The sequence below is a fragment of the Labedaea rhizosphaerae genome (assembly GCF_004362825.1).
In the GTDB taxonomy this organism is placed as follows: Bacteria; Actinomycetota; Actinomycetes; order Mycobacteriales; family Pseudonocardiaceae; genus Labedaea; species Labedaea rhizosphaerae.
Genome location: NZ_SNXZ01000008.1, coordinates 35934 through 61475, shown reverse-complemented (window position 1 = coordinate 61475; position 25542 = coordinate 35934). Strand labels below are relative to the sequence as shown.

At 66.9% G+C, this 25542-nt stretch carries 25 protein-coding genes and 1 pseudogene; 13 read left to right on the top strand and 13 right to left on the bottom strand.

Going from position 1 to position 25542, the window contains the following annotated elements; translation table 11 throughout:
* Nucleotides 1-10: 10 nt before the first annotated feature.
* Complete coding sequence (locus tag EV186_RS40300) at nt 11-904, bottom strand: RNA polymerase sigma-70 factor (protein ID WP_243754421.1); 894 nt, start codon at nt 902-904, stop codon at nt 11-13.
* Nucleotides 901-2055: an NAD(P)/FAD-dependent oxidoreductase gene (locus tag EV186_RS40295; RefSeq protein WP_243754420.1), complete on the bottom strand. Its 1155-nt coding sequence runs from the start codon at nt 2053-2055 to the stop codon at nt 901-903. Before EV186_RS40295 ends, EV186_RS40300 begins: the two co-directional genes overlap by 4 nt.
* A gap of 158 nt (nt 2056-2213) precedes the next feature.
* Between EV186_RS40295 and EV186_RS32950 the strand changes: the two genes are divergently transcribed.
* On the top strand, nt 2214-2708 hold the full coding sequence (locus tag EV186_RS32950; protein WP_133853429.1) for a nuclear transport factor 2 family protein: 495 nt from the start codon (nt 2214-2216) through the stop codon (nt 2706-2708).
* A 63-nt stretch (nt 2709-2771) separates the two neighbouring features.
* On the opposite strand, the gene EV186_RS32945 is transcribed toward EV186_RS32950, so the two are convergent.
* On the bottom strand, nt 2772-5459 hold the full coding sequence (locus EV186_RS32945; RefSeq protein ID WP_133853428.1) for an AfsR/SARP family transcriptional regulator: 2688 nt from the start codon (nt 5457-5459) through the stop codon (nt 2772-2774).
* 167 nt (nt 5460-5626) lie between these two features.
* On the opposite strand from EV186_RS32945, the gene EV186_RS32940 reads away from it, so the two are divergent.
* From EV186_RS32940 to EV186_RS32930, 3 genes are read left to right on the top strand one after another with little or no spacing between them, the layout of a single operon-like run.
* Entirely contained in the window at nt 5627-5935 is a 309-nt protein-coding gene (locus tag EV186_RS32940) for a hypothetical protein (RefSeq protein WP_133853427.1), read from the top strand.
* Entirely contained in the window at nt 5932-8394 is a 2463-nt protein-coding gene (locus tag EV186_RS32935; protein WP_133853426.1) for a WXG100 family type VII secretion target, read from the top strand. Before EV186_RS32940 ends, EV186_RS32935 begins: the two co-directional genes overlap by 4 nt.
* Nucleotides 8391-8771, top strand: coding sequence for a hypothetical protein (locus EV186_RS32930; protein WP_133853425.1), 381 nt, complete (start codon nt 8391-8393; stop codon nt 8769-8771). The genes EV186_RS32935 and EV186_RS32930 overlap by 4 nt, the downstream gene beginning before the upstream one ends.
* A gap of 6 nt (nt 8772-8777) precedes the next feature.
* On the opposite strand, the gene EV186_RS32925 is transcribed toward EV186_RS32930, so the two are convergent.
* A complete protein-coding gene (locus EV186_RS32925; RefSeq protein WP_133853424.1) occupies nt 8778-9149 on the bottom strand; it encodes a YciI family protein in 372 nt (123 codons plus the stop codon).
* Between the two features lie 227 nt (nt 9150-9376).
* On the opposite strand from EV186_RS32925, the gene EV186_RS32920 reads away from it, so the two are divergent.
* Entirely contained in the window at nt 9377-10321 is a 945-nt protein-coding gene (locus tag EV186_RS32920) for a hypothetical protein (protein WP_133853423.1), read from the top strand.
* Here EV186_RS32920 and EV186_RS32915 read toward each other — a convergent pair.
* The 8 genes and pseudogenes from EV186_RS32915 to EV186_RS40870 all read right to left on the bottom strand — a co-directional run bounded on the left by EV186_RS32915 (nt 10303) and on the right by EV186_RS40870 (nt 16116).
* Nucleotides 10303-10917, bottom strand: coding sequence for a class F sortase (locus EV186_RS32915; RefSeq protein WP_133853422.1), 615 nt, complete (start codon nt 10915-10917; stop codon nt 10303-10305). The two genes, EV186_RS32920 and EV186_RS32915, sit on opposite strands and share 19 nt — an antisense overlap.
* On the bottom strand, nt 10917-11780 hold the full coding sequence (locus EV186_RS32910; RefSeq protein WP_133853421.1) for a choice-of-anchor P family protein: 864 nt from the start codon (nt 11778-11780) through the stop codon (nt 10917-10919). Before EV186_RS32910 ends, EV186_RS32915 begins: the two co-directional genes overlap by 1 nt.
* Nucleotides 11781-12067: 287 nt before the next feature.
* On the bottom strand, nt 12068-12661 hold the full coding sequence (locus EV186_RS40615) for an MFS transporter (protein WP_279538349.1): 594 nt from the start codon (nt 12659-12661) through the stop codon (nt 12068-12070).
* Nucleotides 12662-12761: 100 nt separating this feature from the next.
* A pseudogene (locus tag EV186_RS40610) lies at nt 12762-13187 on the bottom strand (MFS transporter); the annotation flags it as partial.
* Between the two features lie 875 nt (nt 13188-14062).
* Entirely contained in the window at nt 14063-14314 is a 252-nt protein-coding gene (locus EV186_RS32900) for a hypothetical protein (protein ID WP_133853420.1), read from the bottom strand.
* A 194-nt stretch (nt 14315-14508) separates the two neighbouring features.
* Nucleotides 14509-14988 carry a hypothetical protein gene (locus EV186_RS32895; RefSeq protein ID WP_133853419.1) on the bottom strand — a complete coding sequence of 160 codons (480 nt, stop codon included), beginning with the start codon at nt 14986-14988 and terminating at the stop codon, nt 14509-14511.
* Complete coding sequence (locus tag EV186_RS39195) at nt 14988-15143, bottom strand: hypothetical protein (RefSeq protein WP_166659445.1); 156 nt, start codon at nt 15141-15143, stop codon at nt 14988-14990. Before EV186_RS39195 ends, EV186_RS32895 begins: the two co-directional genes overlap by 1 nt.
* 496 nt (nt 15144-15639) lie before the next feature.
* A complete protein-coding gene (locus EV186_RS40870) occupies nt 15640-16116 on the bottom strand; it encodes an Imm1 family immunity protein (RefSeq protein ID WP_133853418.1) in 477 nt (158 codons plus the stop codon).
* 216 nt (nt 16117-16332) lie between these two features.
* Here EV186_RS40870 and EV186_RS32885 point away from each other — a divergent pair, with 216 nt between their 5' ends.
* The 8 genes from EV186_RS32885 to EV186_RS32845 all read left to right on the top strand — a co-directional run bounded on the left by EV186_RS32885 (nt 16333) and on the right by EV186_RS32845 (nt 24080).
* A complete protein-coding gene (locus tag EV186_RS32885; protein WP_133853417.1) occupies nt 16333-17787 on the top strand; it encodes a helix-turn-helix transcriptional regulator in 1455 nt (484 codons plus the stop codon).
* A gap of 25 nt (nt 17788-17812) precedes the next feature.
* A complete protein-coding gene (locus EV186_RS32880; RefSeq protein ID WP_133853416.1) occupies nt 17813-18349 on the top strand; it encodes an NUDIX hydrolase in 537 nt (178 codons plus the stop codon).
* Nucleotides 18350-18633: 284 nt separating this feature from the next.
* Nucleotides 18634-18837 (top strand): DNA-binding protein, encoded by a 204-nt coding sequence (locus EV186_RS32875; protein ID WP_133853415.1) that lies wholly within the window; start codon nt 18634-18636, stop codon nt 18835-18837.
* Complete coding sequence (locus tag EV186_RS32870) at nt 18837-19184, top strand: WhiB family transcriptional regulator (protein WP_133853414.1); 348 nt, start codon at nt 18837-18839, stop codon at nt 19182-19184. The genes EV186_RS32875 and EV186_RS32870 overlap by 1 nt, the downstream gene beginning before the upstream one ends.
* Nucleotides 19184-19576 (top strand): hypothetical protein, encoded by a 393-nt coding sequence (locus EV186_RS32865; RefSeq protein ID WP_133853413.1) that lies wholly within the window; start codon nt 19184-19186, stop codon nt 19574-19576. Before EV186_RS32870 ends, EV186_RS32865 begins: the two co-directional genes overlap by 1 nt.
* 68 nt (nt 19577-19644) lie before the next feature.
* Entirely contained in the window at nt 19645-20559 is a 915-nt protein-coding gene (locus tag EV186_RS39670) for a hypothetical protein (RefSeq protein WP_243754419.1), read from the top strand.
* Nucleotides 20556-23057 (top strand): FtsK/SpoIIIE domain-containing protein, encoded by a 2502-nt coding sequence (locus EV186_RS32850; RefSeq protein ID WP_133853412.1) that lies wholly within the window; start codon nt 20556-20558, stop codon nt 23055-23057. The genes EV186_RS39670 and EV186_RS32850 overlap by 4 nt, the downstream gene beginning before the upstream one ends.
* 279 nt (nt 23058-23336) lie before the next feature.
* Entirely contained in the window at nt 23337-24080 is a 744-nt protein-coding gene (locus tag EV186_RS32845; RefSeq protein WP_133853411.1) for a hypothetical protein, read from the top strand.
* Nucleotides 24081-24140: 60 nt separating this feature from the next.
* Here the strand turns inward: EV186_RS32845 and EV186_RS32840 are convergent, their stop codons facing one another.
* On the bottom strand, nt 24141-25511 hold the full coding sequence (locus tag EV186_RS32840; protein ID WP_133853410.1) for a recombinase family protein: 1371 nt from the start codon (nt 25509-25511) through the stop codon (nt 24141-24143).
* Nucleotides 25512-25542 lie beyond the last annotated feature (31 nt).

Genomic DNA, 25542 nt, shown 5'->3' with positions numbered 1-25542 from the left:
GGTCGTCGGGTCAGTGCAGGGGGTGCACGATCCCGGCGGCGACCGCGGCCAGTTTGTCCGGGTTGGCGACGTTGTGGATGCCGATGATGCGGCCGTCCTCGTCGAGGTCGAACGACAGGGTCGCGATCGTCCGGCCCGCGCCGCGGAACACGACGCCGGGAACCCCGTTGAGCTCCACCACCTCGGCGGTCATCTCCGAGGGCAGGACACCTTCGTAGGCCCGGGTCCCGACGCCGGCGAACCACTTGGCGACCCGCTCCGCGCCGAAGATCGGGCGGTGGGCCTGGCGGACCTTGCCGCCGCCGTCCGTCCACAGTGTCACGTCCGGGGCGAGCAGCTGCATCAACGTGTTGATGTCGCCGCCGGAGGTGGCCGCGAAGAACCGCTCGGTGACCTCGCGTTGCCTGCGCCGGTCGGCCAGGAACCGCGGCCGCCGCGCGGAGACGTGCTCGCGGGCGCGGTGCGCGGCCTGGCGCACGGCATCCTCCGTGCGCCCGACCGCGTCGGCGATCTCGCCGTAGGTGAAGGCAAACGCTTCCTTCAGCACGAACACCGCGCGTTCGAGCGGGCTCAACGTCTCCAGCACCACCAACAGGGCCAGGGAGACGTCGTCGGCGGGGGCACTGTCCGTGTCGGCCGTGGTCAGGATCGGCTCGGGCAGCCATGGTCCGACATAGGTCTCGCGCCGGACCTGCGCGGACCGCAGCCGGTCCATGGCCACATTGGACACGATGCGCACCAGGTATGCCTTGGGGTCGGCGACCTCCGACCGGTCGGCCGCCGACCACTTCACCCACGTCTCCTGCACGGCGTCCTCGGCGTCGGCGGCGGACCCGAGGATCCGGTAGGCCACCGAGAACAACAGGTTGCGGTGGTCGGCGAAGACCGGGTCGAGCTCGGTCACCGGTTGCGCCGCCCGCCGTGCGGCCACACCGACGCGGTGGCCGGGTGGCGCATCATGCGGCCGCAGGTCGGCCAGGGCGCGGAACTCACCGTCTCCTTGTACCAGACCGCGCGCTTGCCGCGCAGCGACCAGCGCCGCGGCGTGCCGTCCGGCTTGGTGAACTGGACGACCGCGTCGCCACGGCCGAGGCTCACCGGGATGTGGATGTAGCCGAACCGGAATGGCTTGGGCTCCTTGCCATCCAGCTGGCGCGCGATCGACATGCCCGCGTGCGCGCCGGTCGGCATGCCGCTCTGGCACGTGCCGTGCAGCTCGCCCCAGGTCTGCCGGACCGCGGCCGCGTCGCCGACCACGTAGATCTCCGGGTGCGACACCGACCGCAGCGCGGCGTCGGTGATCACGCGGCCGCGCTCGTCCACTTCCAGCCCCGCCGCGGCGGGCAACGGTGAGACGTGGACGCCGCTGGTCCAGACCACAACGTCGGCCGGGACGGACCCGCCGCCCGCCAGCGCCACGGAGTCGGGCAGCACCTTCGTGATCTCGACGCCGGCGCGCACCCGGACGCCGAGCCGGTCGAGCGTGGCATCCAGGTGGGCCTTGGCCTTGGGCCCGAAGTCGGCCCCAGGTTCGCCCCGGCCGAGCAGCTCGACGGTCAGTCCCGGGTGCGCCTCGGCGATCTCCGCCGCCACCTCGACGCCGGTCAGCCCGCTGCCGCACACCGCGACGGTCTTCGTGTCCGGGTCGGTCAGGCGCTGCGCGAGCAGGGCAGCGTTCTGCGCGTTGTCCAGGGTGTAGGCGTGCTCGTCGGCCCCGGGGACGGCCGTGTCGGCCACCGACCCGAGTGCGTAGACCAGCGTGTCGTAGGTGAGCACGTGCTCGTCGTCGACGCGCACGGTGCGGGCGGTGGCGTCGATGCCGGTGACCCAGCCCCGCACCAGCTCGACGCCGGTGCCCTCCAGCATGTCGGGGAGCCGGAAGTCGGCGACCGGGCGGCCCGCGGCGACCTGGTGCAGGCGCAGCCGCTCGGTGAACCGCTCGCTCGGGTTGACCAGGGTCACGTGGACGTCGTCGCGCTTCTTCGTCCGGCCGACCACGCTGGTCAGCGCCATCAAGCCCGCGTAGCCGGCCCCGAGGATCACGATCTTGTGCATTGCCTCGTCCTTTCGTTCGATCACAACCACCGGACGAGACAGCGGGCGGCGAACGTGATCTGACGTGACGGACGTCACAGCCGCTCCCCGCGTTGGGGAGCGGCTGAGGAGCGGCACGGCCGACGCTGCTGCGCAGGACAACCCCCTGAGGAGGGATCATGCGCAAGAAGCATGCTGTCGCCGCCGGCGTGGCAGCCGTGGCCATGAGCGCCGCGGGCATCGCCGCGGTCGCCGTGCCGACCGTCGCGTCGGCGTCGGCGTCGGCGTCGAGCCACCACGACAGGTGCGCGGCGGGGATGCACGCGGCGGTGCTGGAGGACAACGCCGCCTACAACGCCCGCGACCCGCAGCGGTACGAGGCCGTGCTGAACCCGAAGATGCTCTTCTTCTACGACGGCAACGTCACCTACGGCCGGGACGCGATCATGGCCAACGCCCGCAAGGACTTCACGGTGCCGGGCTGGGTCTGGAAGACCACGATCCTGTCCGAGACCGTGTTCGCCGGCTGCGAGGGCGGGGTCGCGGTCGTCGACGCGCACAGCGTCAACGCGAGCGCGGGCACCGACGTCCACTTCGCCGTCGCCATGACGATGGTGAACGAGCACGGCAAGTGGACGGTCGGCATGGACACCGTCCACCGCCTGCCCAACTGACGGGCTCGCCGTGCGGCGGCCTGGGAGGACCCGCCGCACGGCCCACCCTCTCTCCGGGTGGGGTCAGGGGAGGTGGGCCGTGCGGTGCGGCTGGGGGTGTGCCGCACGGTCCGGTTCTCCGCACAGTTCGCAGCACGGCAGGCCCGGGTTCGCCAGGTGCCGGGCGACCACGCCGGCCCGCGGCACGCCGAGGTCGGTGAGGATCGCGAGCGCCGCCCGCCAGTGCCCTTGGTCGCCCGTCGCGTGGGCCAGGCCGTCGAGGGCCAGGGCCTCTTGGATGCGGAAGCGGCCGGCGCGAGCCAGGTCGAGGGCTTCGCGGAACGCTTCTTCGGCGGGCAGGCCCAGGCGCAGGGCGGTCTCGCCCATGCTGAGCAGGACACCGCGTTCAGCCGTGGGCAGCCGCGCCGCACGGGCCAGCGCCAACGCCTCGCGGTGGTGTCGCATCGCCTTGTCGGCCGCGCCCAGCCGGCCTTCGGTCAGCGCCAGGTTGTTCACCGTCAACGCCCGGACCCGCACGTCGTCGTGCTCGATGGCCAGGGCCGCGCGCAGGTAGCCGGTCGCCTCGACGTCCCGGAACTGTTGGTGGGCAAGCATTCCCTGGTTCGTCAGGATGGTCGCGCGCAGCTGCTGGTCGACCGGGTCGCCGGCGTCGACGGCCGCCATCGCGCGGCGCAGGTGGGTCATCCCGTCGTCGGGGCGCTCGGTCCACATGGCGACCGCGGCGAGGTTGAACTCCAGCAACGCGGTTGCCCGCAGGTTGTCCGTCGTCTCGCGCAGGGCTCGTTCGTGCGTGGCGCGCCACTGTCCGAAGTGGCCACGGTGCTCGAAGTAGGCACGCAGCACCAACGTCAGCTGCCAGCCGTGCGGGCCGCCCGCGATCGCCATCAGCGCGTCGTGCTCGGCGGCGAGCCACGCCAGCGCCTGGTCGAGCCCGTCGACACGAGGCAACTCGGCGGGCGGCAACGCGATCACCGGGTCGAAGCGGCGGCCCTCGGGGCTGATCCGGTCGGCGGCCGCGGTGGTCGCCGCGAGGTAGAAGTCCCGCAACCGGGCCATCGGTTCGGCTTCGTCGGCGGGCAGTTCCAAGGCGAACTCCCGCACCAGGTCGTGGCACGTGTAGCGGTCGGCCGTGCGCTGGCTGAGCAGGTGGGCGTCCAGCAGGCTTTCCAGCAGCTCCTCGGCACGCGACGGCGACACGCCGGCGAGCGCGGCCACCGACAACTTCTCGAACTCCGAGCCCGGGTGCCGGCCCAGCAACGCGAGCACGCGCTGTTCGTCGGGATCGAGTTGCTGGTGGGACAGGGCGAACGCGGCACCGACGCCCCGGTCGGCGACGGTCAGCTGGGCCAGCCGGCCGCTCGCGTCCCGCAGCCGCCGGGCCAGGTCCGCGACCGTCCACACGGGACGCGCGGCCAGCCGGGTCGCGGCGATGCGCAGGGCCAGCGGCAGGCGCCCGCACAACCCGACCACCTCGGCGGCCGCGTCCGGTTCGGCCGCCGCGCGCCGCACCCCGACCACGTTGGCGAACAGCACGGCGGCGTCGTCGTCCGGCATGGGTTCGAGCGAGTGGACCTCGGCGCCGTCCAGCACGCCCAGACGCCGCCTGCTGGTGATCACCACGAGGCAACCCGGGCCACTCGGCAGCAGCGGGCGCACCTGGGCCGCGCTCGCCGCGTTGTCCAGCACGAGCAACACCTTGCGATCGGCCAGTTCGGCGCGCCACCGCGCCGCGCGCTGCTCGAGCCCCTCGGGGATGGACTGCTCGGCCACGCCGAGCATGCCCAGCAGCTGAGCGAGCGCCACCTCCGGGTCGACCGGCACCGCGCCCGGCGTGTGCCCACGCAGGTCGAGCAGCAGCCGGCCGTGCGGGAACCGGGCGGCGACCCGGTGGGCCACGTGCACGGCCAGCGCCGTCTTGCCCACCCCGGCCATGCCGTCGATGGCGACGATCGGCGCCGCCTCGGTGGCCGCGAGCACCGCGGCGAGCTCGGTCCGGCGGCCGGCGAAGTCCGGCAGGTCGTACGGCAGCGTGCTGCGCCCGGTGTCGCGGGCGGGCAGGTCCAGCGCCGGGTCGGCACGCAGCACCCGCTGGTGCAGTTCGGCGAGCTCGGCCCCGGGTTCGACACCGAGTTCCTCGTCGAACAAGGCCCGCGTCTGCTGGTAGACGGCGAGCGCGTCGGCTTGGCGCGCGCCGCGGTACAACGCGATCATCAGCTGCGCACGCAGCCGTTCGCGGTAGGGGTTCGCCTCGATCAGGCGGGGCAGCTCGACGACCAGCGCCGCCGACTCCCCCGCGGCCAGGCGCAGGTCGGTCAGCTCCTCGGTCACCGCGAGCCGCCGCTCGTCCAACGCCGCCGCGGCCGTGCGCAAGGCGGCGCCGTCCACACCGGCGAGCGCGGGGCCACGCCAGAGGCTGAGCGCCTCGGTCAACCCGGCGATGGTGCCGGTGGCGGCCAGGCGTTCGAAGCGCTCGAGGTCCACCGCATCCGCACGCACCCGGTACCCGGGCCCGTCGGTATGGATGATCCCGGGCAGCAGCTGCCGCAGCTTGGCGATCACCTTGTGCACCTGGTGCTTCGCGGTCGGTGGCGGGTCCTCGTCCCACAGCGCGTCGACCAGGGCGGCCAGCGGGACCACCCGGCCGCCGCCGAGCAGCAGCGCGGCCAGCAGCCGCTCGTTCTGCGGGCCGCCCAAAGCCACCCGCTCGCGGCCGGACCACACCTCGAGGGGTCCGAGAATGCGGAACTCCACGGTCTCGAACCTACGCCCACCAGCGCAGTCCTTGCCCGCCCGTGCCCTGGGAGATTTCCTTGCGTGAATTCCTTGTCCGTCTGAACAGGATTCAGGAACGGCCCGGGAGACGGTCACGTCAGAAGCGGCATTGCTGGGGGTCGACGCAGAGAACGAGGGGAGATGCCGTGCCCGACGGATACGGCACGCGGACCGGGGAAATGTCCGCCGTGACCACCAAGATCAAGAGCCAGGTCACGCCGATCAACGACCAGGCCGACAAGGTCGACCACGGCCAGGTCACGGCGGCCGACTTCGGGCGCGTGTTCCAGGACAAGGGCTCGGCCTACACCACCGCGCGCCACGACAAGCTCGTCGCTCCCATCCGGAGCTACTCGACCGCCACGAGCACGCTCGGCGACCGCCTGCACGACGCCTACCAGGACTACGAACAGACCGAAGAGGGCAACACCAGCGGGATGCGGGGGCAGTCATGACCGACTGGACCAAGTGGAGCGACGTCAAGAAGTACCTGGACGACCCCAACGTCTCCGACGACGACAAGGCCCGCATCCTGCGTGCCTACGCCGACGGCAACGCCACCTCGCCGCTGCCGCCCTTCGCCGGTCAGCGCAACTCCGACTTCTGGAAGAACGCCGACGAGATCTCGGACTACGCGGAGAAGTACGGCGTCAAGGACTACGTCAGCGACAAGACGCACCGCGGCTACATCTCCGACGACGACCGCAAGGCCGCGCAGGAGACCTACAACCAGGAAACCGGGCGCGCCGACAAGGACGTCGAGCAGAGCACCGCGCAGACCGACCTGGGCAACGCGGAGTCGCGGACCGTGGCCAACGGCGGCTCGGGCGTCAGCACCTCCAACGACCTGCTCGAACCGGGTTCGCGCGGGATGCGCTTCTTCGAGTGGTTCATCCCCCAATACCAGAACTGGAAGGGTTGCGCGCCCAACCTGGTCACCGACATCCGCAACCCGTACGACGAGCTGAAGGACATCGCGTTCGCGAAGCTGCGCCACGACGCCGCCGACCTGGGCGCGGTGCACACCGACCTCGGCGAGATCGAGCTCGACCTCAACGGCGACACCGACAGCCTGCGCTCGTTCTGGAAGGGCGACGCGGCCGATGCCGCCGACGCCTACTGCCGCAAGTTCAACGAGGACGCGCGCAAGGTCGTCGACTACCCGCAGACCACGCAACACCTGATCACGGCCGCGGTCGACAGCGCCGAGAGCGCGGTCGCGCAGCGGGCCCGCGGGGTGCTGAACCTCTGGGCCGACACGATCGACGGCTTCACCCCGCAGGACATCGACCGGGTCATCCAGGCCGCCCGCAAGCAAGCCGACCGGGAGAACCTCAAGGGCATGGTCGAGGGCGGCTGGTCGATGTTCAGCGGCATCGACAAGGACGTCTTCGACGACGGCGGCCTCTTCGGCGGCCCGTGGCACTTCTTCGGCGATCAGGTCAAGGACCTGATGGCGCAGTCGGCCACGAACTGGCTCAACGGCACGTTCGTCACCGAGTTCGACGGTAAGAAGCAGAGCTTCGACAGCGTCAACACCACGACGAAGACCGCGGTGCAGAAGAGCTGGGAGACCCTCACCGGCGGCATGGACAAGCTGGACCCGAAGGTCTTCACCAACCTCGACAGCGGCATCGCGCCGACGGAGAAGGCCAAGCCGAAGCCGAACCCGCAGACCCCGACCGGTACCGGCACGGTCACCACCCCGAGCGGTTCCACGTCTCCGAGCGGCACCACGTCCCCGAGCGGCACTACGACGCCGAGCACGCCCTCGGTGCCGTCCACCCCGTCCGTGCCGACCACCCCGTCCGTGCCGACCACTCCGTCCAGCTCGACGCCGTCCATTCCCTCGACACCGTCCACACCGTCCACACCGTCGACGCCCGGCGTGCCGAGCAACCCGACGGACACGACGACGCCGTCCAACACCAACCCGAGCACCAACCCCACGGTGCCGACCACGCCCACCACGCCGACCGACCCGACCACGCCGGGAACTCCTGGCACGCCAGGGACTCCGGGCAGCCAGACCGGGCGCACGGTGACCATCAAGAACGGCGACGCCACCTACACCGTGTCCGAACCGGACGCCACCGGGCACGCCACGCTCACCGTCGACGACGGCACCGGGCACCCGAAGACCTACGACCTGGACTTCAGCGGCGCCACCGGGACCGACCCGGCCACCGGCCTGCCGACCGGTTCCTCCACCGTGGACCCGACCACGGGGCTGCCGACCGGCTCGGCCACCGCGGACCCGGCCACAGGAGCGGACCAGTCCGGCGTCCAGCACGTCACCGCCGACAGCAGCGGCAACGCCACCGTGCACGACGGTTCGGTCACCGTCACCGTGCACGGCGACCCGGGTGACGGCTCGGTCGGCCTGACCATCGACGACGGCAGCGGCCACCCGCAGAACTACCAGCTCGACTTCGACGCGTCCGACCAGAACGACCAAACCGGCCAGTCCGGCCACACCGGCGACCAGGGCACCGCCAGCCACAATGGACACGGTGGACACAATGGGCACAACGGCCACCAGGGTCACCACGGCGGCGGTCACCACCACAGCGGCGATCACGGTGGTAATCACGGGGGTGGTCACGACGGCGCGGCGAGCACCGGCCACCACAGCGCTGGTGGGCATGGCGGCGGCCACCAGGTCCACCACCACAACACGTCCGGCGACGGGATGGCGAGCTCCGGCAGCCACACCGGCGGCCAGTCGGGCGCGCACACCGTGGCGGCCGCGCAAGGATCCGCTCCGGCCGGTGGTTCCGGCGGCATGCCGATGATGCCGATGGGCGGCGCGGGTGCGCGCGGCGGCGAGGCCACCGAGCGTGGCGCGAGCCGGTGGCAGACCACCGGCAACCTCTACGACGACCTGGACGAGCCGGTCGGGACCATCGGATGAACGAGATCCTCACGCAGGCACGGGCCCAGTTCTCGGCCATCGCTCAGGAGTGCACCACTGGGCTCGCGGAGGCGCAGGCGCGCCTCGACCGGGCGCGCGCCGAGGCCAAGCGCAACTCGGAAGAGGTGGCCAAGGCGACCGCGCGCACCGCGGCCACCTTCACCAAGGAACTCAAGAAGAATGGCGAGGCCTACCCGGCGGAGACGTTCTCCTTCGGGCCGGACCCGGACGCCGACGAGGCGACGGCGCGGGCGCCCCAGCAGGCACCCGCGCCGTCCGCCGCATCAGTTCCACCAGGCGGCCGGCGCCCGTCCGCGGCCGAGGACCGCGCCGAGGACGAGCAAGGGCCGCGCATCTTCAACGAAGACAGCTGGTGAGCCGCTTCAGCCGCTGAGCTCCGGCAGGTCGTCGAACTCGACGACCTGCCGGACCTCGACCTCGATCTGGTCGAAGAGCTCCGCGTACTCGGTCGCGTACTGCACGGCCTGCTCGCGGTTCTCGGCGTTGATCAGCGCGAACCCGCCGATGACCTCCTTGGCCTCGGTGAACGGGCCGTCGGTGGTCTTGATGCCCACGCCCCGCGTCTTGCGCACCAGCGCGCCCTTGTCCGACTGGTGCACGCCCTCCGCGGTGATCAGGATGCCGCGCTTGGTCCAGTCCTCGATCATCGCGCCCATCGTCTCCATGAACTCCGGGGTCGGGTTCCAGGCCGAGGGGTCGCTCTCGCTGACCCGGTGCATCATCAGGAATCGCATGGTCACTCCTCGTTTCGGGGTGGCCACTTCGGCCGCCCTCACCCCCAGCGTCGAGCGGTGCCGAGCACCTTCGACAAAGGTCCTGAGGATTCTTTCGCCCGCTTCCGCGACCGGTGCGCAGACCCGTCGATCGACGGGTGTCGGCGTGAATTGTTCTCCATTAGCGTCCGTAGTCGGGCAATCGATTACCAGACCATTCCCGATCCCCGAACGAAGGGTCTGCTCCGATGCGTACCGGCACGACCACCCTCGCCGTGATCAGCGCGGGCACCGCGCTGGCCGCCGGCTTGTTCCTGCCCGGCACGGCCGCGACGGCGCCGATCAGCGCGCACTGGACCGCGGCCGACGTCGCGTCCACCAACAACGTCGCCACCACGGCCGGTGTCGCCACCCTCGCGAACCCCGCGATGCGTCCGGCGCTGAACCCGAACGCCGCCGGCTACGGCACGGAAACCCTTGTGCCACGGACGCTTCCGGCCCCGGTCAGCGCCGTCCGGGTGGACGCGGACACTGTCACCCCGGCCGGGACCTCGGCCACCGTCGAGGTCCGCGGGCAGCGCGCGAACGGCGGGTGGACCGAGTGGCGTGCCGCGTCGGCGAACACCGTCCTCGGCACCGCGACCCGGACCGTCCAGGCGCGGATCACCTTGCGCACCAACACCTCCGCGAGCCCGTCGGTCCGCAGGGTCACAGTGACGCCGGTGGCGAACACGCCGGCGCCGAAGGCGGTCCAGCCGCGTTCGGAGACGTTCTCCGTGTTCGCCACCCGCGAGGGCCTGGTCGGCGGCACCACCGCCAACGGTCACGTGATCACCGTCGAGGACCACTTCGTCGCGTTGCCGTCGGGCACGGCGCTCGCGTCCAACGGCGGCACCGAGTACCAGGTGCAGGTGTGCAACGGCGCGACCTGCCTGACCGAGCCGGTGTGGGACATCGGCCCGTGGAACACCAAGGACAACTACTGGGACGCCGCCCGCGCGGAGTTCGGTGACCTGCCGGTTGGGCTGCCCGAGGCCGACGCCGCCTACAACCAGGGCTACAACGGCGGGCTCGACGAGTTCGGCCGGTCCGTGGCCAACCCCGCCGGCATCGACCTGGCCGACGGGGTGTTCCACGACCTGGGCATGGCCGACAACGGCTACGTCACCGTCACCTACTTGTGGACCGCCTGATCGAGCGCGGCGAACACCAGGATGTTGTCCAGGTAGCTGTGCGCCCGCGCGTCGTACGCGCCGCCGCATGTGATGAGCCGTAGTTCCGGGCGCGTGGTGTTGCCGTAGACGGCCTCGGTCGGGAACGCGCTCTTCGCCACCTGGTCCACTTTGTACACGGTGAACGTCAGCGTGCCACCGTCCTGCCTGCGCACGGAGACCTTGTCCCCGGTCCGCAGTTCGTGCAGGCGCCAGAAGATCCCCTTCTGGTGGTGGCCGTCGATGTGCCCGAGGATCACCGCGGGTCCCACCTCGCCCGGGGTGGGGCCTTCGGTGTACCACCCGGCCTGCAGGGGCTGCGCGACCGGCGGCACCTCGATGGTGTGGTCGGGGTTCACGCCGAGCGGCACGAGGCTGGAGTGCGCGTCGATGCTCGGCACGTCCACCGAGACCGGCACCGAGGGGGCAAGGCCCCGGGTGACGGCGGCCGGGTGCGCTTGCGGTGGGGACTGGTCACCGGACGGAGCCGCACCGCACCCGGCCAACCCCAGCACCGCCGCCACCACCATGACGATGGCCAGCACGGCCACCACGGCGGTGAGCGCGCGGCGTGGCATCACCGCCGGCCCGCCAAGCTGCCGTCACCGGTCTGCGGCGCGCCGGCCGGGACCACGCGCACCTGGTGGCCGCCCTGGTCCGCCGGCGCGTTCGGGGTCACGGTCGGCTGGTGCGGCGGGGGCGTGGGGACGGTCGGCGTGGACGGCACAGTGGGCGGGGTCGTCGGCGGGGTCGTGGTGCCGGGTCCCATGCCGCAGGTGGCCGACGCGAGCCGGATGTCGCCACTGCCGAGCTTGCCGGTGACGCTGCCGCCGAGCAGGGTGACGTGCAGCGCGGTGACCGTGATGCTGCCGTCGATGTCCTTGACCTGCTCGTTGAGGACGATCCGGGCGACCTGCGGCACGTCGATGGTCTGGTTGGGCGCGCCGGTGACCGGCACGGTGCCGAGCCGGCCGAGGTTCACCCCGGCGATCTCCGACGAGCCGGCCGTGCCCATGCCGGTGCCGGTGCACTTGGCCCGCAGCACCTGCACGCTCGGGGTGCCGCCGAGCGCGGCGGCCAGCACCGGCAGCCGCAGGTCCACGATCGCGGCCCGCGCGGTGACCGTGGTCGCCGTGCGGCTGGTCGAGCTGGTGATCGCCTGGGCCGTGACGACGCCACGCAGCGGCACGTCGACGACCGAAGCGCTGGCCGGGCCGCTCGTGCTCGACGGGGCCAGGACGCCGGTGTCGAGGTTGAGCCCGTCGCGGGTGAGCACGCCGGGCAGCAGGGTGACGGCGGCGTACGCGCCGTACGCGTGGCCGGTGCCAGGTGCCGCTTGCGCCGAGGCGGGCGGGGCGGTGATCCCCATGACCCCCGCGATGCCACCACCCACGACGGTCGCCATGGCCGCGAGGCCGGCTAGACGCGCGTTGAACCGCATGAACATTCCCTTCGCGATGCCGAGAAATGAACCGAACGGCTCGCGTCGGCAAAGCGAATCGCGAGCGGCGGCGAAGCTATCAAGTGACCTGTTCGTAACCAAACCGTCGCCTTTGGACCCGCGTGGCGACGGTAAGCGTTACAGGCCAACGGTTACCTCTTCGAAGGACAACCGACCGGCGAACTCGCCCTCCGCTACTAGCTGTGCGTGTTGTTCAGGCGGACATCAGCGTCAAATGGACGCAATAATCACTCGTCCGGGTGTCATTCGCCTGCGTGGCGGAATGATCATGTCGTGAGCGCCCGGTCGCGGCCGCGCCAGGCGTAGACGGCGGCCGCCGCGGTGCCGACGCAGAGCGCCACGGCACTGAGGGCGAGCGACCAGTGCAGCCCGACCGCCGCGCCGAGCAGGCCGACGGTGAACCCGCTGCCCGCGCGCAACCCGTTGGCGGACATGCCGTACACGCCGATCACCCGGCCGCGCTCGGCGGGCGGGGCGAGCAGCTGCACGACGGTCTGGCTGATCGACATCGACGCCAGGTTCGCGACGCCGCCGATCAGCAGCATCACCACGGCGAGCGGGAAGTTGCCGACGACGGCGAAGACCAGCGTGCTCGCGCCGTAGATCGCCGTGCTGACCACCGCGGCCGGCACGTTCGGCTTGATCCGGCCGGTCGCCTCGAGCAGCAGACCGCCCAGCACACCGCCCGCGCCCGCCGCGAACAGCAGCACGCCGTAGGCGGTGCCGGCGTCGTCCCCGCCGAGATCCTGGGCGAAGGTCGGCATCACCGCCTGCATCGACGCGCCGACGAAGAACGAGCCGAGCCCGGCCAGGATGATCATGCACATCAGCGTGTGGTTGGCGGCGACCTCCCGCAGCACCCGGATCGCCTCGGACAGGCCGACCCGCGGCCGGGCCGTGGTCGCGGGTGTGCCCGGTGAACTTGGTGCGGAACAAGAAGAGCGTGAGCGGCAGGTAGATCGCGACGTTGGCGAAGATCCCGCCGGTCGGGCCGAGGCCGAGCAGCAACGCCGAGCCGACCACCGGGCCGAAGAGGATGCCGAGGCTGCGGAACGTCGCGTTCAGCCGGACCGCGCTGGGCAGGTCCTTGGTCCCGACGAAGTCGTGCAGCATCAACTGTTCCGCGGGGCTCCAGATCGCGCCCGCGCAGCCGTGCAGCACCAGCAGCACGCACGCCGACCAGACCTGCAGCGAATCGGTCAGGAACAGCACGCCCCACAACACCGAGACGAGCATGAACAGCCCTTGCGCGGCCTGGATGACCCGGCGGCAGTCGTGCCGGTCGGCGAGCCCGCCGAAGTAGACCGAGAGCAACAGGAACGGCACCCAGTGGCTGATCACCTGGAAGCCGGTCAGCGCGGGCGAGTGGAACGTCTGCCACAACATCATGTTAGCACGACTAACGCATACCAATCGACCTGCGCAAACGCCCGCTCCGCGCGGCTACAGTGCTGGATACATGGGCTGACTCTCGTCGTCGGCAGGCCAGCGGACGGTGAGAACCGTGGAGTCGTCCTGGGCCCGCCACGTGTGCGTCATGCCGGGAGGGATGACCAGGTAGTCACCAGGGCGACAGAGGACGACTGACGCGTCCGGTACCAGGATGCAGAAACGCCCTGCCTCAAGCATCGTGACGGTCCATGCGGGGGCACCGGACGCCGAACGGCCGGATGCCCATCCGTCCGGCCGTGAGTGCCCTGCGGGGTGCTCTCCCCATTTGATTTCCGGTGCGCTTGCGTCGTGCGGGATGTCGGGTATGTATGGCCCGTACCACCAACCGCCGTGTGAGGCGCCATCAGCGCGTGCGTTACCGCTTGCCCAGGTGTGGCTTGTAGAGCGATCGTCTGTCACCAAGCAACGGTAGCGCCATGTCCTGTAAAGGACACTCTAGAAGTTCAAGCACTTGGTCAGGCGCGCCTTAGGTCAACCACTTTGCCGCAATCTTTACAAGTCACATTCACAAATCCAGGCAACACGTTGGAGTAGATCTCCTCCGTGTCGTGCGGAGGGCACTTCTTCTTGATGAACCCTTCTCTACGCATGTCGCGCTCGGCATCTGACCTAGCCTTGTTCGACTTGCCCCAAGCCATTTAGTTATCCTCAGTCGAGACCCGCTGGCAGCGGCGGGTCCGAAAGGCAACAAAAGCCGCCCGCCGCCGCCAGGGATCGGCTATGTGACGCGAGCGCCACACTCGCATGAAGAACGGTGTCACATAGTCAGCTTATTAATGAAACCGGACAGTCCTGGTTCGTTTGGGACGTCAATCAACGGTCTTATCCGTCGCCGGAGATTCCCATCGGCGACTGGCTCGCTCTTTGATTCGCTCGCCAAGCTCTATGAGTAGTGACCCCAAGTCGTGCTCGTCTGTTGGCTTCATTTCGGCGCGGTGCTCTCCTCTGATCGCGGAGATCAGACGAATGACGTAGCTTCCCAACGAGCCGTTGACAAGCGATACGTCCTCCATCAGCTCCGAATCAATCCGTCGAAATTCAGTGGGGTCTTGTTCCGGCATCTCTGCTAGGACCTTCGCTCAGTGGGTTTCGGCATCAGCAGCGCTGACCGCATTTGGCGCACTCGTTGTAATTCTTGCCTTGCACCGGAATTGGTGCATGGTTTCCACCTGAGGGACAGTTGCCGCATGTCGGCGGTGCAGTTCCGCTTTCTGAGATGTCGAATGGAGCTGCCCTGTCTGGCCCGAATGTGATTTCAGACGTTCTTGCAAGCAGTGTTGGTGCACTGGTCATCGGTCACCGATTCAACGTAGAGGTCATGGTGTGTCGAGCTGGAATAAATGTCGGTATAAATCGAGTCGCCTCGGCACGCGATGCGGTAATTTGCCCGTCGCAGATGCGCGAGGTCAGCCTCATCGCCCACACGCACCCACTCGCTGCCCGCGCGGACCTCTACTGGCTCGACGTACTCGCGTGTCTGCTTATCGATCCATTGCTCGACTTCTCGCGGGCTGCGCAGTACAGCCAATGGCGTTTGTGCGAGACGCTTGTCGCGGTCGCCTACGCCTTGCCCTGGTTGTGGCGATTTTCCGCGCGGTCGAGTTGTCATGTATGCGTGCCAGTGCACACCGAGTTCGCGCCAAGAGTCGAGGTCGGCAAACGGGTTATCTTCAGAGGTCATTGCTAGACCTAAAGTTTCGGTACCGGTAATCCGTTCGTTCGGGAATCGGGTCATCAAACCTTTGCCCCGCTCTCCTTGAATTCCCGGTACAGCGGGTCGTTAGTCATGGTCTCCCGAAACGTCTTTCTGCGCTTGAGTAGCTTGGGGAAGGTGGCGGCCAGAACGCAGAGCACCACTATTGCGCCAAATGCAACGAATACGATCGTCACTTGTACGCAGTGTTTGTCCGCAAGGGTTAGCATGGCGCCCTCTCCGGCTATCCCGCTGCGTGTCGTCCGTGCAACGAACACACGATGGCGTCAACCGCCTCGGCGCGTAGATCGATGTATCTATCCGCGCAGCACAAGGTGAGTTCAATAGACATGCCGGTAGCGGCAACTCGCGCGTTGTGCCTGCGTATCTCAGCCAGATCCGATTCGGAAACATGAATCCAGCCATCGCCGCCGCTCAGCCAAATTGCCTGACGGTTGGGTTGCGCATGAACCTGTGCGTCCAGCCATTCCGCCACGGCCCATGGATCCCTAATCACTGAATCTGGGCTGAGTTCGGTCAGGCAACCGCGCTCACTTCGTGAATCCTTGTGGGATTCCAGCACACTGGGACCGATCCGTCGACCCTTGAACGCATGCCAGTGAATACGGTTGCAAGCCCACTCGTCAGACGGCAGGGGATCACCATAAGACATCGGGACGGTCCTCTCTCTCGTCACCAAAGTTCCGAGGGGCGCCATTGGATGCATGTCGGGCGCTTTTGGGTATCGAGCCACTCCAATAGGGATCGACAGACATCGTCAATCGAAATGACTGACCATGGAGGAAACACCGCCCCCGTCGAGCCGTTCAGGATGAGATCGACGTCGGGCCACGATTTGTCGGGATTCCATGAATAGGCCACCGGCATTATCAGGTCTAGGTTGTCGATGTAGTTGCATGCACCGACCGCAGACGATGGTCTGACACTTAGGCGAAACTGGTGGTTCGGAAAAGGGCCACCTGTCTTTGATTGGTAAAACTCGACGTCACCTATTGAGAGCGACGTTTCCCGGTCCCGGTGGTCCATGCTGAGGATTTCATCGACTAGTTCGATAGCTGCGTCACGTCCGCGAGCCACGCGGACCACGCGTGTTGTCAAGGCAGCCGTGACTATGAGGCGATCGTCACGGCTTGCGTTAGGCGGGTTCATCTGGCCATCCGGTTTGGGCTCTCGGAAACATCACCGGACTAGTTCACGGGCGCCGATACAAAGGAGGCCAATCAATCTGAGAATGCCGTCATTCATCCGGTGAATATCTCTACCCGCCCGCTGGGAGCTTCCGCCCGCTGATCAACCGGATGGCGGGTGTCAGCCACGCTGTGTACGCTGGTCAGAGGCTTGCAGGGGCACGCCAAGGGGGACGGGATGGCCGGACGAGCTGGCCGCGCCAAGGAGCGCGCGGTGGACGGGCGTCGCTGCGCCGGGTGCTCCTCACTGCTTGCCGCCGATAACACAGGCCGTCTCTGTTGGCATTGCCATCACGACCAGCAAGACCAGTTGGCAACCCCGCCGGTGAACCTGGGCGATGACTTCTGGCGAACCGACGCGTTCATCGCTGCGTTCGAGAGCCAGCACATTGGACGGGTAATCAAGGTTTACCGGAATCATCCTCGTCATCTACAGCTTCGCGGTAGAGCCCTGAGCCAAGATGTGCTGGCCCGGTGGCTGGGCCTGAATCAAGGCCAGATATCAAAGCTTGAGAACGGTAATCCAGAAGAGAATATAGAGGCATGCCGGCGGTATGCCGATATCCTGCATATCCCGCGCGAAATGCTTTGGTTCGACTTTCCGGGCGAAAGCAGAGTACGGGCACGAATTAGTGTCCCAACCGCGGTTGACCTTGTTCTGTCCGCGGGGATATCTTCGCGATCGAACCGGAATGGTTTGCTTGCAGCTCCAAGCCTGGATTCATTGCTTGGCGAATCAAGCTCCAGCCCGCAGCAACTAATCAATGCTCGTTCTCATTTCGAGCGGATGTACCGATCCTCCGGTGGCCTAGTTGCGGGTGCTCGTGTGGAGCAGTTCTTGGCCAGGCAGGCTTTGCCGCTGCTGGCTAGCTTTGGAGGTTCCGAGGCTGACCAAGCCAGGTCCCAACGTGCCGTTGGGGGTCTGATTGCCCTAGCTGGCATATGCGCTTATGACTCTGAAGACTGGACTGCCGCAGAGGGCCACTTCAAGCGCGCCCTAATGGTTGCGCAAAGGTCTCATGACTACGGATTCAAAGCATATGTTCTAGCGTTGATGGTCAATCAGGCGTTGGCCCTTGAAAACTATAAGGCCGCCCAAACGCTCGCTGAGGCTGCTTTGGACGCTTGCTCTAAGGCGCCCCCTACAGCACTCCTCGTTGACCTTCAAGTCATGAGGGCTAAAGCGCTTGCATCTCTCGGTAACAAGGCTGACGCTAAGCTTATCGTCGTCGGTCTAGAGTCGGAATTTAATAAACTGTCCAAAGATCAGAGCCTTGCGGAGGCGAGCTACGTTCAGGAAGGGCATATATTGGCTCAACTCTCCGAGGCGTTGAGTTACCTGGGCGATTTGGACGAAGCACAGCGATATGCCGAGCTTTCTTTGTCGAGCGAGGGGCATCCCCGGGGCAAGGTGAACAAGCTTGCATCCTTGGCGACGTTGGAGGTCGCTCGGGGTGAAATCGAGCGCGCTTCTCTGCTGGCTTGCGAGATGGTGGATAGCGCGCAAGGCATGGAGTCTCGTCGGCTCAACAGCCGGTTCGTGCGGTTGAGGAACGAGCTTGCAAACAGCCCTACGAGTGTGAGCCGAGATGCGCTCGATAGGATAGACAGCGCTGTCAGGCTGATCTTGTAGACAGGCCGTTACGGAAGGTTTATTCGTGGAATGGAAGAATCTGGAAGAGAAGCCAGTTTACGAGAACCAGTGGTTCAAGGTGAACCTGGCGGATGTCGAGTTGCCGAACGGTCGGCACCTTGATCATTACGTCATTCGGCAGAGAGCAGTTGCTCTGACAGCCGCCGTTAATGATGCGAATGAGGTTCTTCTGCTCTGGCGGCACAGGTTCATTACCAACACGTCAGGCTGGGAGCTACCAGCGGGCGTCGTGGAGAACACAGAGACTGTCGAACAGGCGGCGGCGCGCGAGTTCCTAGAGGAGACAGGTTGGCGGGCCGGCGTCCTGCATCCTCTGATGACGATTGAGCCGTCTAACGGGCTCTCGGACGCGCTTCACCATGTGTATTGGGCTGACGGCGCCACGTACGTCGGCCACCCAGAAGATGACTTCGAGTCGGGCCGCCGTGAATGGGTCAGTCTACGGAGAGTGCCTGACCTCGTGAACAAGGGCGAGATCAGGAGCGCCAACGCGGTTGCCGCCCTGCTGCTCCTGCATCACATGCGGCTGTGCGATGGCTAGCCCAGGAGGCCCGATCATGGCTCTGACCTGCGGAAGTTGTGTAGCGACTTGACGGGCAACAGGTCCTAGTCGGTTCCAGTATTCTCCATCTGAATAACCAGGCGGCGATATTCTTTCTGAGAATATCGCCGCCGTTCTTTTGTGGGCTTGAGCTGGGGATATTCGCGCCGAGAATCAAAGGCATTCCCATGTTGATTTAGTGTCCCGCAGCTTTGCGTCCTTACTAGATGGCGACGGTTCGCCGACCGGCGGATCGGAACCAAGTAGTTGGGACTAAACAAGTCATGATTAACCAGACGCCGGCCAATGGTCCGGCTTTTTACACAATCAAGCAGGCCGCGTGGCTTCTCGGCGTTTCCGTGGATGCGGTTGCCCGCGATGTTCGCGTGGGTTTGATCCCTGTTGTGCGGCGCCGGTCGCGGTCGATGATTCCGGCTGCGGTGATTAACCGGCGCCTTGTGAAGTCGGTCAAGGGTGGTGACGCCTGATGACTGATTACGAGTCGCTAGAGGATGTCGCGGCGGAGTTGGACCGGTTCCGCGATGTACCGAATGATGTTCTGAGTTCGGTAGTTGTGCGGGACGGGTCGTGTATGCGCCTTTACGTCGAGAACGTACCGCCGCAATGGCTGAATGACCCGACCACCGATCGTGAGTTGGCGGCGCGGGTCTGTGCAGGGTGTCCGGTACGTACGCAGTGTTTGGAATTGGAGTTGCGTACCGCTGGCCCGGTGACGGTGGGTGTGTGGGGTGCGCTGAACGAAACCGACCGGCGCGCCCTGTACCCGGTGTGGGCGGCGCGCCGCGCCATCCCTGGGAACGGGGGCGGTCGGTGATGGTGCCGACGATTACGGCGTCCGAACAGACCCCGGTGGTGGCGGTGACGCCTACGGCGTTGCTGGCCGGTATCGGTGTGCTGTTGCTGGCGTTGATGGTGTGGCGCTGGTCGGCGCGTAGGGCCCGAGCTGCTGCCGACAGGGCACGGGCCGGGGCGCGGTTGGTGTCGCTGGCGGGTCGGGTGGTGTTCACGGCCGGTCTGCTGGTGGGCGTGCAGTGGGTGGTGATCAGCCACCCCGGTGACACGCGGGTGTTGCTGGCGGTGCTGGCGCTGCCGGACCTGTTCGCCGCGTTCGTGCTCACCCGCGCATTGACGGTCACGACGCTGGACGTGCGCGACGTGCACGGGCGGGGCCGGTCGGGTGGTAGGCGGCGGGGTGGTGCCCGATGAACGCTCTACGGGCATCTCAGAGCCGGGAACGCCGCACCGATAGCCGCCGTGAACGTCGCGGCGGGCGGGTGAGCCGGGGTGCACGGCCGGCGGCGATGGCGGCCGACGCGGCGGAGCTACGCGGGTGGCAGACCGACCCGGACGTGATCGCGTTGCGGGTGGAACAGGTCCGTTCGCAGGTGGACCGGATGTGTTGGGCCGGGGTCGTGCTGGCGCTGGCGTTCACGATGACCAACGTCCAGCAGTTCGCGGCCGGTAGCGCTGCGGTGGGGTCGCTGTCGTGGCTGGCGGCGTGGGTGCTCGACCCCACGGTGTCGGTCGTCTTGGTGGCCCTGTTGCGGGCTGAGCAGATCACCGCTCGCTACCAGGTGCCGACCGGGCGGTGGGTGCGGCGCGCGAAGTGGTTCACGTTGGCCGCTACGTATCTGATGAACACGTGGGGTTCCTACGAACGCGGTGATCTGGCCGCGATCGTGTTGCACTCGATCCCGCCGCTGGTGGTGTTCGTGGCAGCGGAGGCGATCACCGAAGTCCGCGACCAGCTCACCCGCGCGGCGACCCGCGCACACCAGGAGGCGCAGCGGGATCGGACGGTCGTGAACGGCACCGTTCACGACCACGCCACCGCCGTTCACACGGACCCGCACGCCGACGCGCAGCCGGCCGACGCGCAGCCTGCCGACCGGGCCGAGGCGGCACCGGCCGAGGCGAACCCGGATGCGCCGGAGCGGGTGCGGACCTCGTTCGCTGAGTACCTGGCCGACGCGCGGGCCGCGTGGTCGCCGGGGGTGGAGGTCACGCCCGCGTGGGTGCGGCAGGCCACGGGGTGTTCGCGGGGGTTGTCGTCGCGGCTGGCGCGGGCGGTGACCGCGTGGGCGACCACGCCGGATGCCACCACAACGGGCACCACGGCGGGCACTGCTGGCGCTGGTTCCACTGTGGACGAGGGGAACCGCGGCTTGAGGGGCGGTGACCTGCAATGACAGCGCGAAAGGAGCATGGCGGGCCGCTGGAACCCAAGGTGTATGACGGGGAGTTCGTCGAGGCTGACCAGTCCGGCGACCAGTCCGGCGGCCGGCCGGGGCTGGCCGTGAACGGTGGCGTTCACGGGGATGGGGTGGAGTCGCCGCGTGCTGCGGTCCGTGCGGTCGTGGTGGCGTTGCGGGTGCTGGGGCGGTGGGCCGTGAACGGTGCGGTGGGGCTGACCGGCCGGGCCACCCGACGTGTGGTGTCGGCGGTGCGGCGGGTGTGGCGGTCTCCGGCCGGTCAGCAGGCGCGCACCGTAGTGGCGTATCGGGTGCGCAAGGCGCCAGCCGATCTAGCGCGGCTGGCGTGGTTCACGCTACGCGGGCACGGCCGATGGTTGGGCAAGGCGTGGACGTGGTTCACCTACGGCGATCTCCGGGCCGACGCGCGGGCCGCGCGCATCGCAGGAGACCGGGAGGCGCGGCGGGAAGCGCAAGAGGCGATCCGGGCCGACGCTCGGGCCCGGTGGGCGCGGTTGGGGATCGTGCTGCATCGCAGCGGCATCACGGCGGTGGTCGTCCTGGTGCTGGCGGTGGTGTTGTGGCTGACCGCTGCGGTGCTGGACCGCTCGCAGATGTGGCCGTGGCTGGCAGGCGTGTACGACACGCTGGACGCGCTGGTGGCGTTCGTGTCGGTGGCGGGTCCGTGGCTGCTGCTGGCGATGCTCACGGGCTGGTTGGTGGCGGCGGCGTTCGAGGGCCGCGACCGCACCCCCGGTGTGGGCTGGCTGGTGCGACCGGATCGTGACGACGCGGGGTCGTGGGTGGACGAACGGATGATCTCCCGCGCGCTCGCGCACCTGGGCATCACGCCACTGAACAAGTTCTTCAAAGATGGCGGCGAACTGGTCTACACCGTTCCGGCACGCAAGGACGGGGACGGCACGGCGGCGCAGATCCGGCTACCCCTCGGGGTGACCGCTGACATGGTGGCCGGGCGACGATCGCAACTGGCCGCGAACTTGGGCCGCGCAAGTCTGGAAACCTGGCCCACCAAGGGAGAAGAGGACGGAGTCCTAGACCTGTGGGTGGCCGATAAGGGGGTGCTCCGCGGTTCGGCCGGCGACTGGCCTCTACTCCATGATGGACAGTCCGATGTGTTCGAGGGAGTGCCGTTCGGACTCACCCAACGCGGCCTGGTTATCAACGCCCCACTCATCGGTGTGAACTGGTTGGTTGGTGGTCGCCCGGGGCAAGGGAAGTCCTCCGCGCTGCGGACGCTGATGTTGGGTGCGGCGCTCGACCTGACCGTCGAGTTGTGGGCGTTCGTGATGGGCGAGTCACCCGACTTCGACCCTTTCCAACCCCGGCTGGCCCGCTACCGGATGGGCGCAGACGACGCCGTAGCCGAAGCGGCAACCCAAGCGCTGGCCGATCTCTTGGAGGAGATGGAGCGGCGGGGCCGGGTACTGGGTGAGCAGCCGGGCCGCCCGCCCAAGGTGTCCCGCAAGCTCGCCGACAAGCCAGGGTTGGGCCTGCATCCGTTGGTGTGTGCAATCGATGAGTGTCACGAGTTGTTCCAACACCACCGGTTCGGCAAAAAAGCCGCCGAGCTGGCCGTGCGGCTGATCCGGCGCGGCCGCAAGTACGGCATCGTCTTGCTGCTGGCCACCCAATCGCCCACAAAGGACAGCATCCCCAGGGAGATCACCCGCAACGTGTCCTGCGGGGTCGCGTTCAGCGTCGCCGACCAGGTAGCCAATGACGGCCTCCTGGGCAGTGGCAAGTACGCGGCCGGTATCCGCGCCACCGAACTACGCATCAACACCGACAGGGGAACCTGCGTAGCCGTTGGCATCACCGATGAGACGTTCGAGTTGGTGCGCACGTTCTACGTGCCCTTTGAGGACGGTACTGACGACGTGTCACCGGTCATCGCCCGCGCCATGGCGCTGATCGAGGACGCGGGCCACTCGGTGGCGTCCAGCGCGCGGGCCGCGATCGAGCCGGCGCAACCGGTCGCGCCGGATCACCTCGCCGACATCGCCGAGGTGATGCAAGGCGAACGCCGCGTACGGACTCAGGTGGTTCTGACGCGACTGTCCACACACAACCCAGACCACTACGAAGGATGGACCTTCCGTGACCTCACAGCCGCACTCGCAGACCACGGCATCACCGCTCGCAAGGCTCACGGCGGAGTCAAGGCGATCTACGCCGAAGACGTCGCGGCTGCACTCGCTCGCCGCGCCCAACACGCCCACCGAGACGAGGCAGACGGCAGCGATGCTGCCGGGGACGCGGACGGGGACCAGCCGGGGACGCGGGGAGTTCTCCCCGCACCCTCCCCGGACCAAAGTCCCTGGACTGACCAGCAGGAACACGCGACGGGGACCACGGGGACGCACCACCCCGACAACCGCCGCAACCCCGGAAACAGTGGCTCGTCCCGGGGTGGCGGCGGGTCCCTCCCCGACGACGGCACGGAGATGCCGGGGGCCGCCGATGACGGCTGATCCACATTGCTCCGATGACATGCCGCAGCCACCAAGCGAGAGCCAAGAGCGCCGGAAGACCTGGCCGGGCTGGCAGTGGGAGGACCACATGCGTAGGGCGCTCGCTAAGGAGCGGTTCACCGAACAGCAAGCCCGCGACATCAGAACCATCCTGCGTTGATTGTTGAGGGGTCTCCGGGGAGCCATTACCGGAGACCCTCAGCGGCATGGACCTGATCCACCGGGACGGCGGGCCTCCTAGACCTAGCCGAAACTGGAATGTATTGCGATAATCGAGACATGCGTAGCGGTCACCACAGTATGTTTGTATCGTTCTTGCTCGCGACGGGCGCACTTCTCCTAGTTGCCCTCGGCATAGCGTTGGGAAAAGACGCCGATTGGTGGTCCGCGTGGGGGCAATGGGTCGGCGGCCTCGGGTCAATTGCAGCGGCTATTACTGCCATCTGGATCGCCGTAGAAGGCTGGAGAAGGTCGGACGGCGAAACCGCAAGAATTCGGAAAAGAGAAGAACAAGAGTTGGCGTCGAAAGTTGGTGTGTGGGTCGATAAGAATCTTACGACGGACTCTGATCGAATGGAGTTTAACGAGATGCGCCAATTCTTCCCGAGAACCACCGATGGAATCGACGCCGGGTGGTACTCGATAAAGGTATCCAATCGTGGATCGCTACCCGTGTATGACGTCCAAATCAACGTCCAGTTTTTCTCGTCGCCGGTCGATGGAGAGCGCAATATTGGCTGGTACAGTTATCGCAAGCCAATCTTTGGTCCGACCGACAACGCAGTAAGCTTCGAGCTGGAGAAGTTCGCTTTCCATCTGCGTCTCATGCGCGCAGTTGAGAAGGTACGGGAGGGTAGAGCGACCACGACGCACGGATCAGTGGCTAATCAGATTGCTGATCTAACCCCCGACCTTGACTACTGGCATATTGTTGACCATGCGAGGATCGTTGTTTCGTTCACCGACGCCAACAACGTTAGCTGGGCCAGGAATATTCCTGGTGAACTGCGCAGGCAGAACTAGATGCAGCAACCCATGCGAAATGGCAGCGCGTGGGTTGCTGCATCTTTTTAGGAAGGGTACCTACTCGGGAAACTTCAAGCGATCGGGATGGAAGACGGCGCCTTTGCGTTTTGCTGGAAGGACCTCGATTACTGGCCATAGTCGCCTGATGGTGGCAGTCTTTTTGGCGATCGGTGTCTCATCGGCCAGTAGAGCGTCCGCGTCGCTGAGCGGCAGAGGAGCGTCCTTCGACGCTTGTACCTTGCGGAGTTCCTTGATCTTCTCACGCTGCGCGTTGCTTACTGCTATCCAGTCCGCAAGAGGAACCAGGTTGTCGTTGTACGCCTGGCGCGTCTCAAGAATCTTTGCCTCGCATTGCGCAATTAGTTCTTCCGTCTTGTCTGAGGCTGGCGCTTCTGTGACCTGCGGAACGTACTCTTTTAGTGCGAGGTATGCCTTGCCGAGAACGTAGTCGTTTACCGCGTCCATGCTTGTTACTACCTTGCCGCATCCGCCGTGAGCGCGCCCGGCGCACCTGTAGGTGTAGTAGCGGTAGGTCCGTTTGCGGAGCTTCTTAAGTTGTGAACCCACTACCATCTTCTGACCGCACTGGCAGTAGAGAATGGTGGTCAGCAGGTGCTTGCGCGCCGCTCGGCGACCGTCGTTCGTTGGGTACCAAGCGTCGTTCTTGTCTAGAAGCCTCTGAATCTTGTTGAACGTGTCTTCTGGGAATATGGCGGGCCAGGTTCCCTTGGCGGTGATGTCGCCGAGGACGCGCAGGCCTGCCCTTTCCGGCTTCCGTAGCATCCTCGACAATGCGGCCAACGTCAGTGAGTTACCGGTGTGCATCATGACGCGGCGCCCTGTGAAGTCCTTTGCGATGGCGTGCAGCGTCTCGCCTGCAAGTAGGCGGCGGGCCGCTTCTCGCAGGATGTCTGCCTCCTCTTCAATGATCGATTCCCAGTTCTTGGTGTATCCGTACGGCCGGTATCGGCCAGAGGTGGGCGGCTTTCCGGCTGCGGCATCTGCCCTCTTGCGATTCTTGAGCAGCGCGCCTGTCCGCTTGGCGGCACCGCGTGCGATGACGGCTCGGATACCGGTGATCTCATCGTCTTTGATTTCGCGGCCATCTTCGCACGAGATCGTTTTGACGCCACCTGCATCGGTTTGGAGGTGCCACTCTTCCAGATCGGCCAACGAGCCACGCGATAGACGTTCCTGGTCTCGGACCAACACGGTGAACCCACGTAGTTCGTCGCTCATGATCGCATTCATAAGCTTGGTGAAATCGGGGCGATCCTTCTTCTGTCCCGAGATATCATCGTCCACATACTCAAGCTTGATGTCGAAGCCATGTCGCTCGGCGTACGTTGTGACGACGTACTTCTCGACGTCGTGATCATCGCCGATGGACTTCCGGTAGTAGACGACGGCGGGGTTCAGTTCCGGCATGGGCCAAGCCTCCCGGTATGCGCTAGTGGAG

Bases quoted from the DNA above. Each gene is read 5' to 3' on its own strand.
- EV186_RS40295 (WP_243754420.1), bottom strand. From the start codon at position 2,055: ATGCACAAGATCGTGATCCTCGGGGCCGGCTACGCGGGCTTGATGGCG.
- EV186_RS32950 (WP_133853429.1), top strand. From the start codon at position 2,214: ATGCGCAAGAAGCATGCTGTCGCCGCCGGCGTGGCAGCCGTGGCCATG.
- EV186_RS32935 (WP_133853426.1), top strand. From the start codon at position 5,932: ATGACCGACTGGACCAAGTGGAGCGACGTCAAGAAGTACCTGGACGAC.
- EV186_RS32930 (WP_133853425.1), top strand. From the start codon at position 8,391: ATGAACGAGATCCTCACGCAGGCACGGGCCCAGTTCTCGGCCATCGCT.
- EV186_RS32925 (WP_133853424.1), bottom strand. From the start codon at position 9,149: ATGCGATTCCTGATGATGCACCGGGTCAGCGAGAGCGACCCCTCGGCC.
- EV186_RS32920 (WP_133853423.1), top strand. From the start codon at position 9,377: ATGCGTACCGGCACGACCACCCTCGCCGTGATCAGCGCGGGCACCGCG.
- EV186_RS32915 (WP_133853422.1), bottom strand. From the start codon at position 10,917: ATGCCACGCCGCGCGCTCACCGCCGTGGTGGCCGTGCTGGCCATCGTC.
- EV186_RS32910 (WP_133853421.1), bottom strand. From the start codon at position 11,780: ATGCGGTTCAACGCGCGTCTAGCCGGCCTCGCGGCCATGGCGACCGTC.
- EV186_RS32900 (WP_133853420.1), bottom strand. From the start codon at position 14,314: ATGCCGGAACAAGACCCCACTGAATTTCGACGGATTGATTCGGAGCTG.
- EV186_RS32895 (WP_133853419.1), bottom strand. From the start codon at position 14,988: ATGACCCGATTCCCGAACGAACGGATTACCGGTACCGAAACTTTAGGT.
- EV186_RS40870 (WP_133853418.1), bottom strand. From the start codon at position 16,116: ATGAACCCGCCTAACGCAAGCCGTGACGATCGCCTCATAGTCACGGCT.
- EV186_RS32885 (WP_133853417.1), top strand. From the start codon at position 16,333: ATGGCCGGACGAGCTGGCCGCGCCAAGGAGCGCGCGGTGGACGGGCGT.
- EV186_RS32875 (WP_133853415.1), top strand. From the start codon at position 18,634: ATGATTAACCAGACGCCGGCCAATGGTCCGGCTTTTTACACAATCAAG.
- EV186_RS32870 (WP_133853414.1), top strand. From the start codon at position 18,837: ATGACTGATTACGAGTCGCTAGAGGATGTCGCGGCGGAGTTGGACCGG.
- EV186_RS32865 (WP_133853413.1), top strand. From the start codon at position 19,184: ATGGTGCCGACGATTACGGCGTCCGAACAGACCCCGGTGGTGGCGGTG.
- EV186_RS32850 (WP_133853412.1), top strand. From the start codon at position 20,556: ATGACAGCGCGAAAGGAGCATGGCGGGCCGCTGGAACCCAAGGTGTAT.
- EV186_RS32845 (WP_133853411.1), top strand. From the start codon at position 23,337: ATGCGTAGCGGTCACCACAGTATGTTTGTATCGTTCTTGCTCGCGACG.
- EV186_RS32840 (WP_133853410.1), bottom strand. From the start codon at position 25,511: ATGCCGGAACTGAACCCCGCCGTCGTCTACTACCGGAAGTCCATCGGC.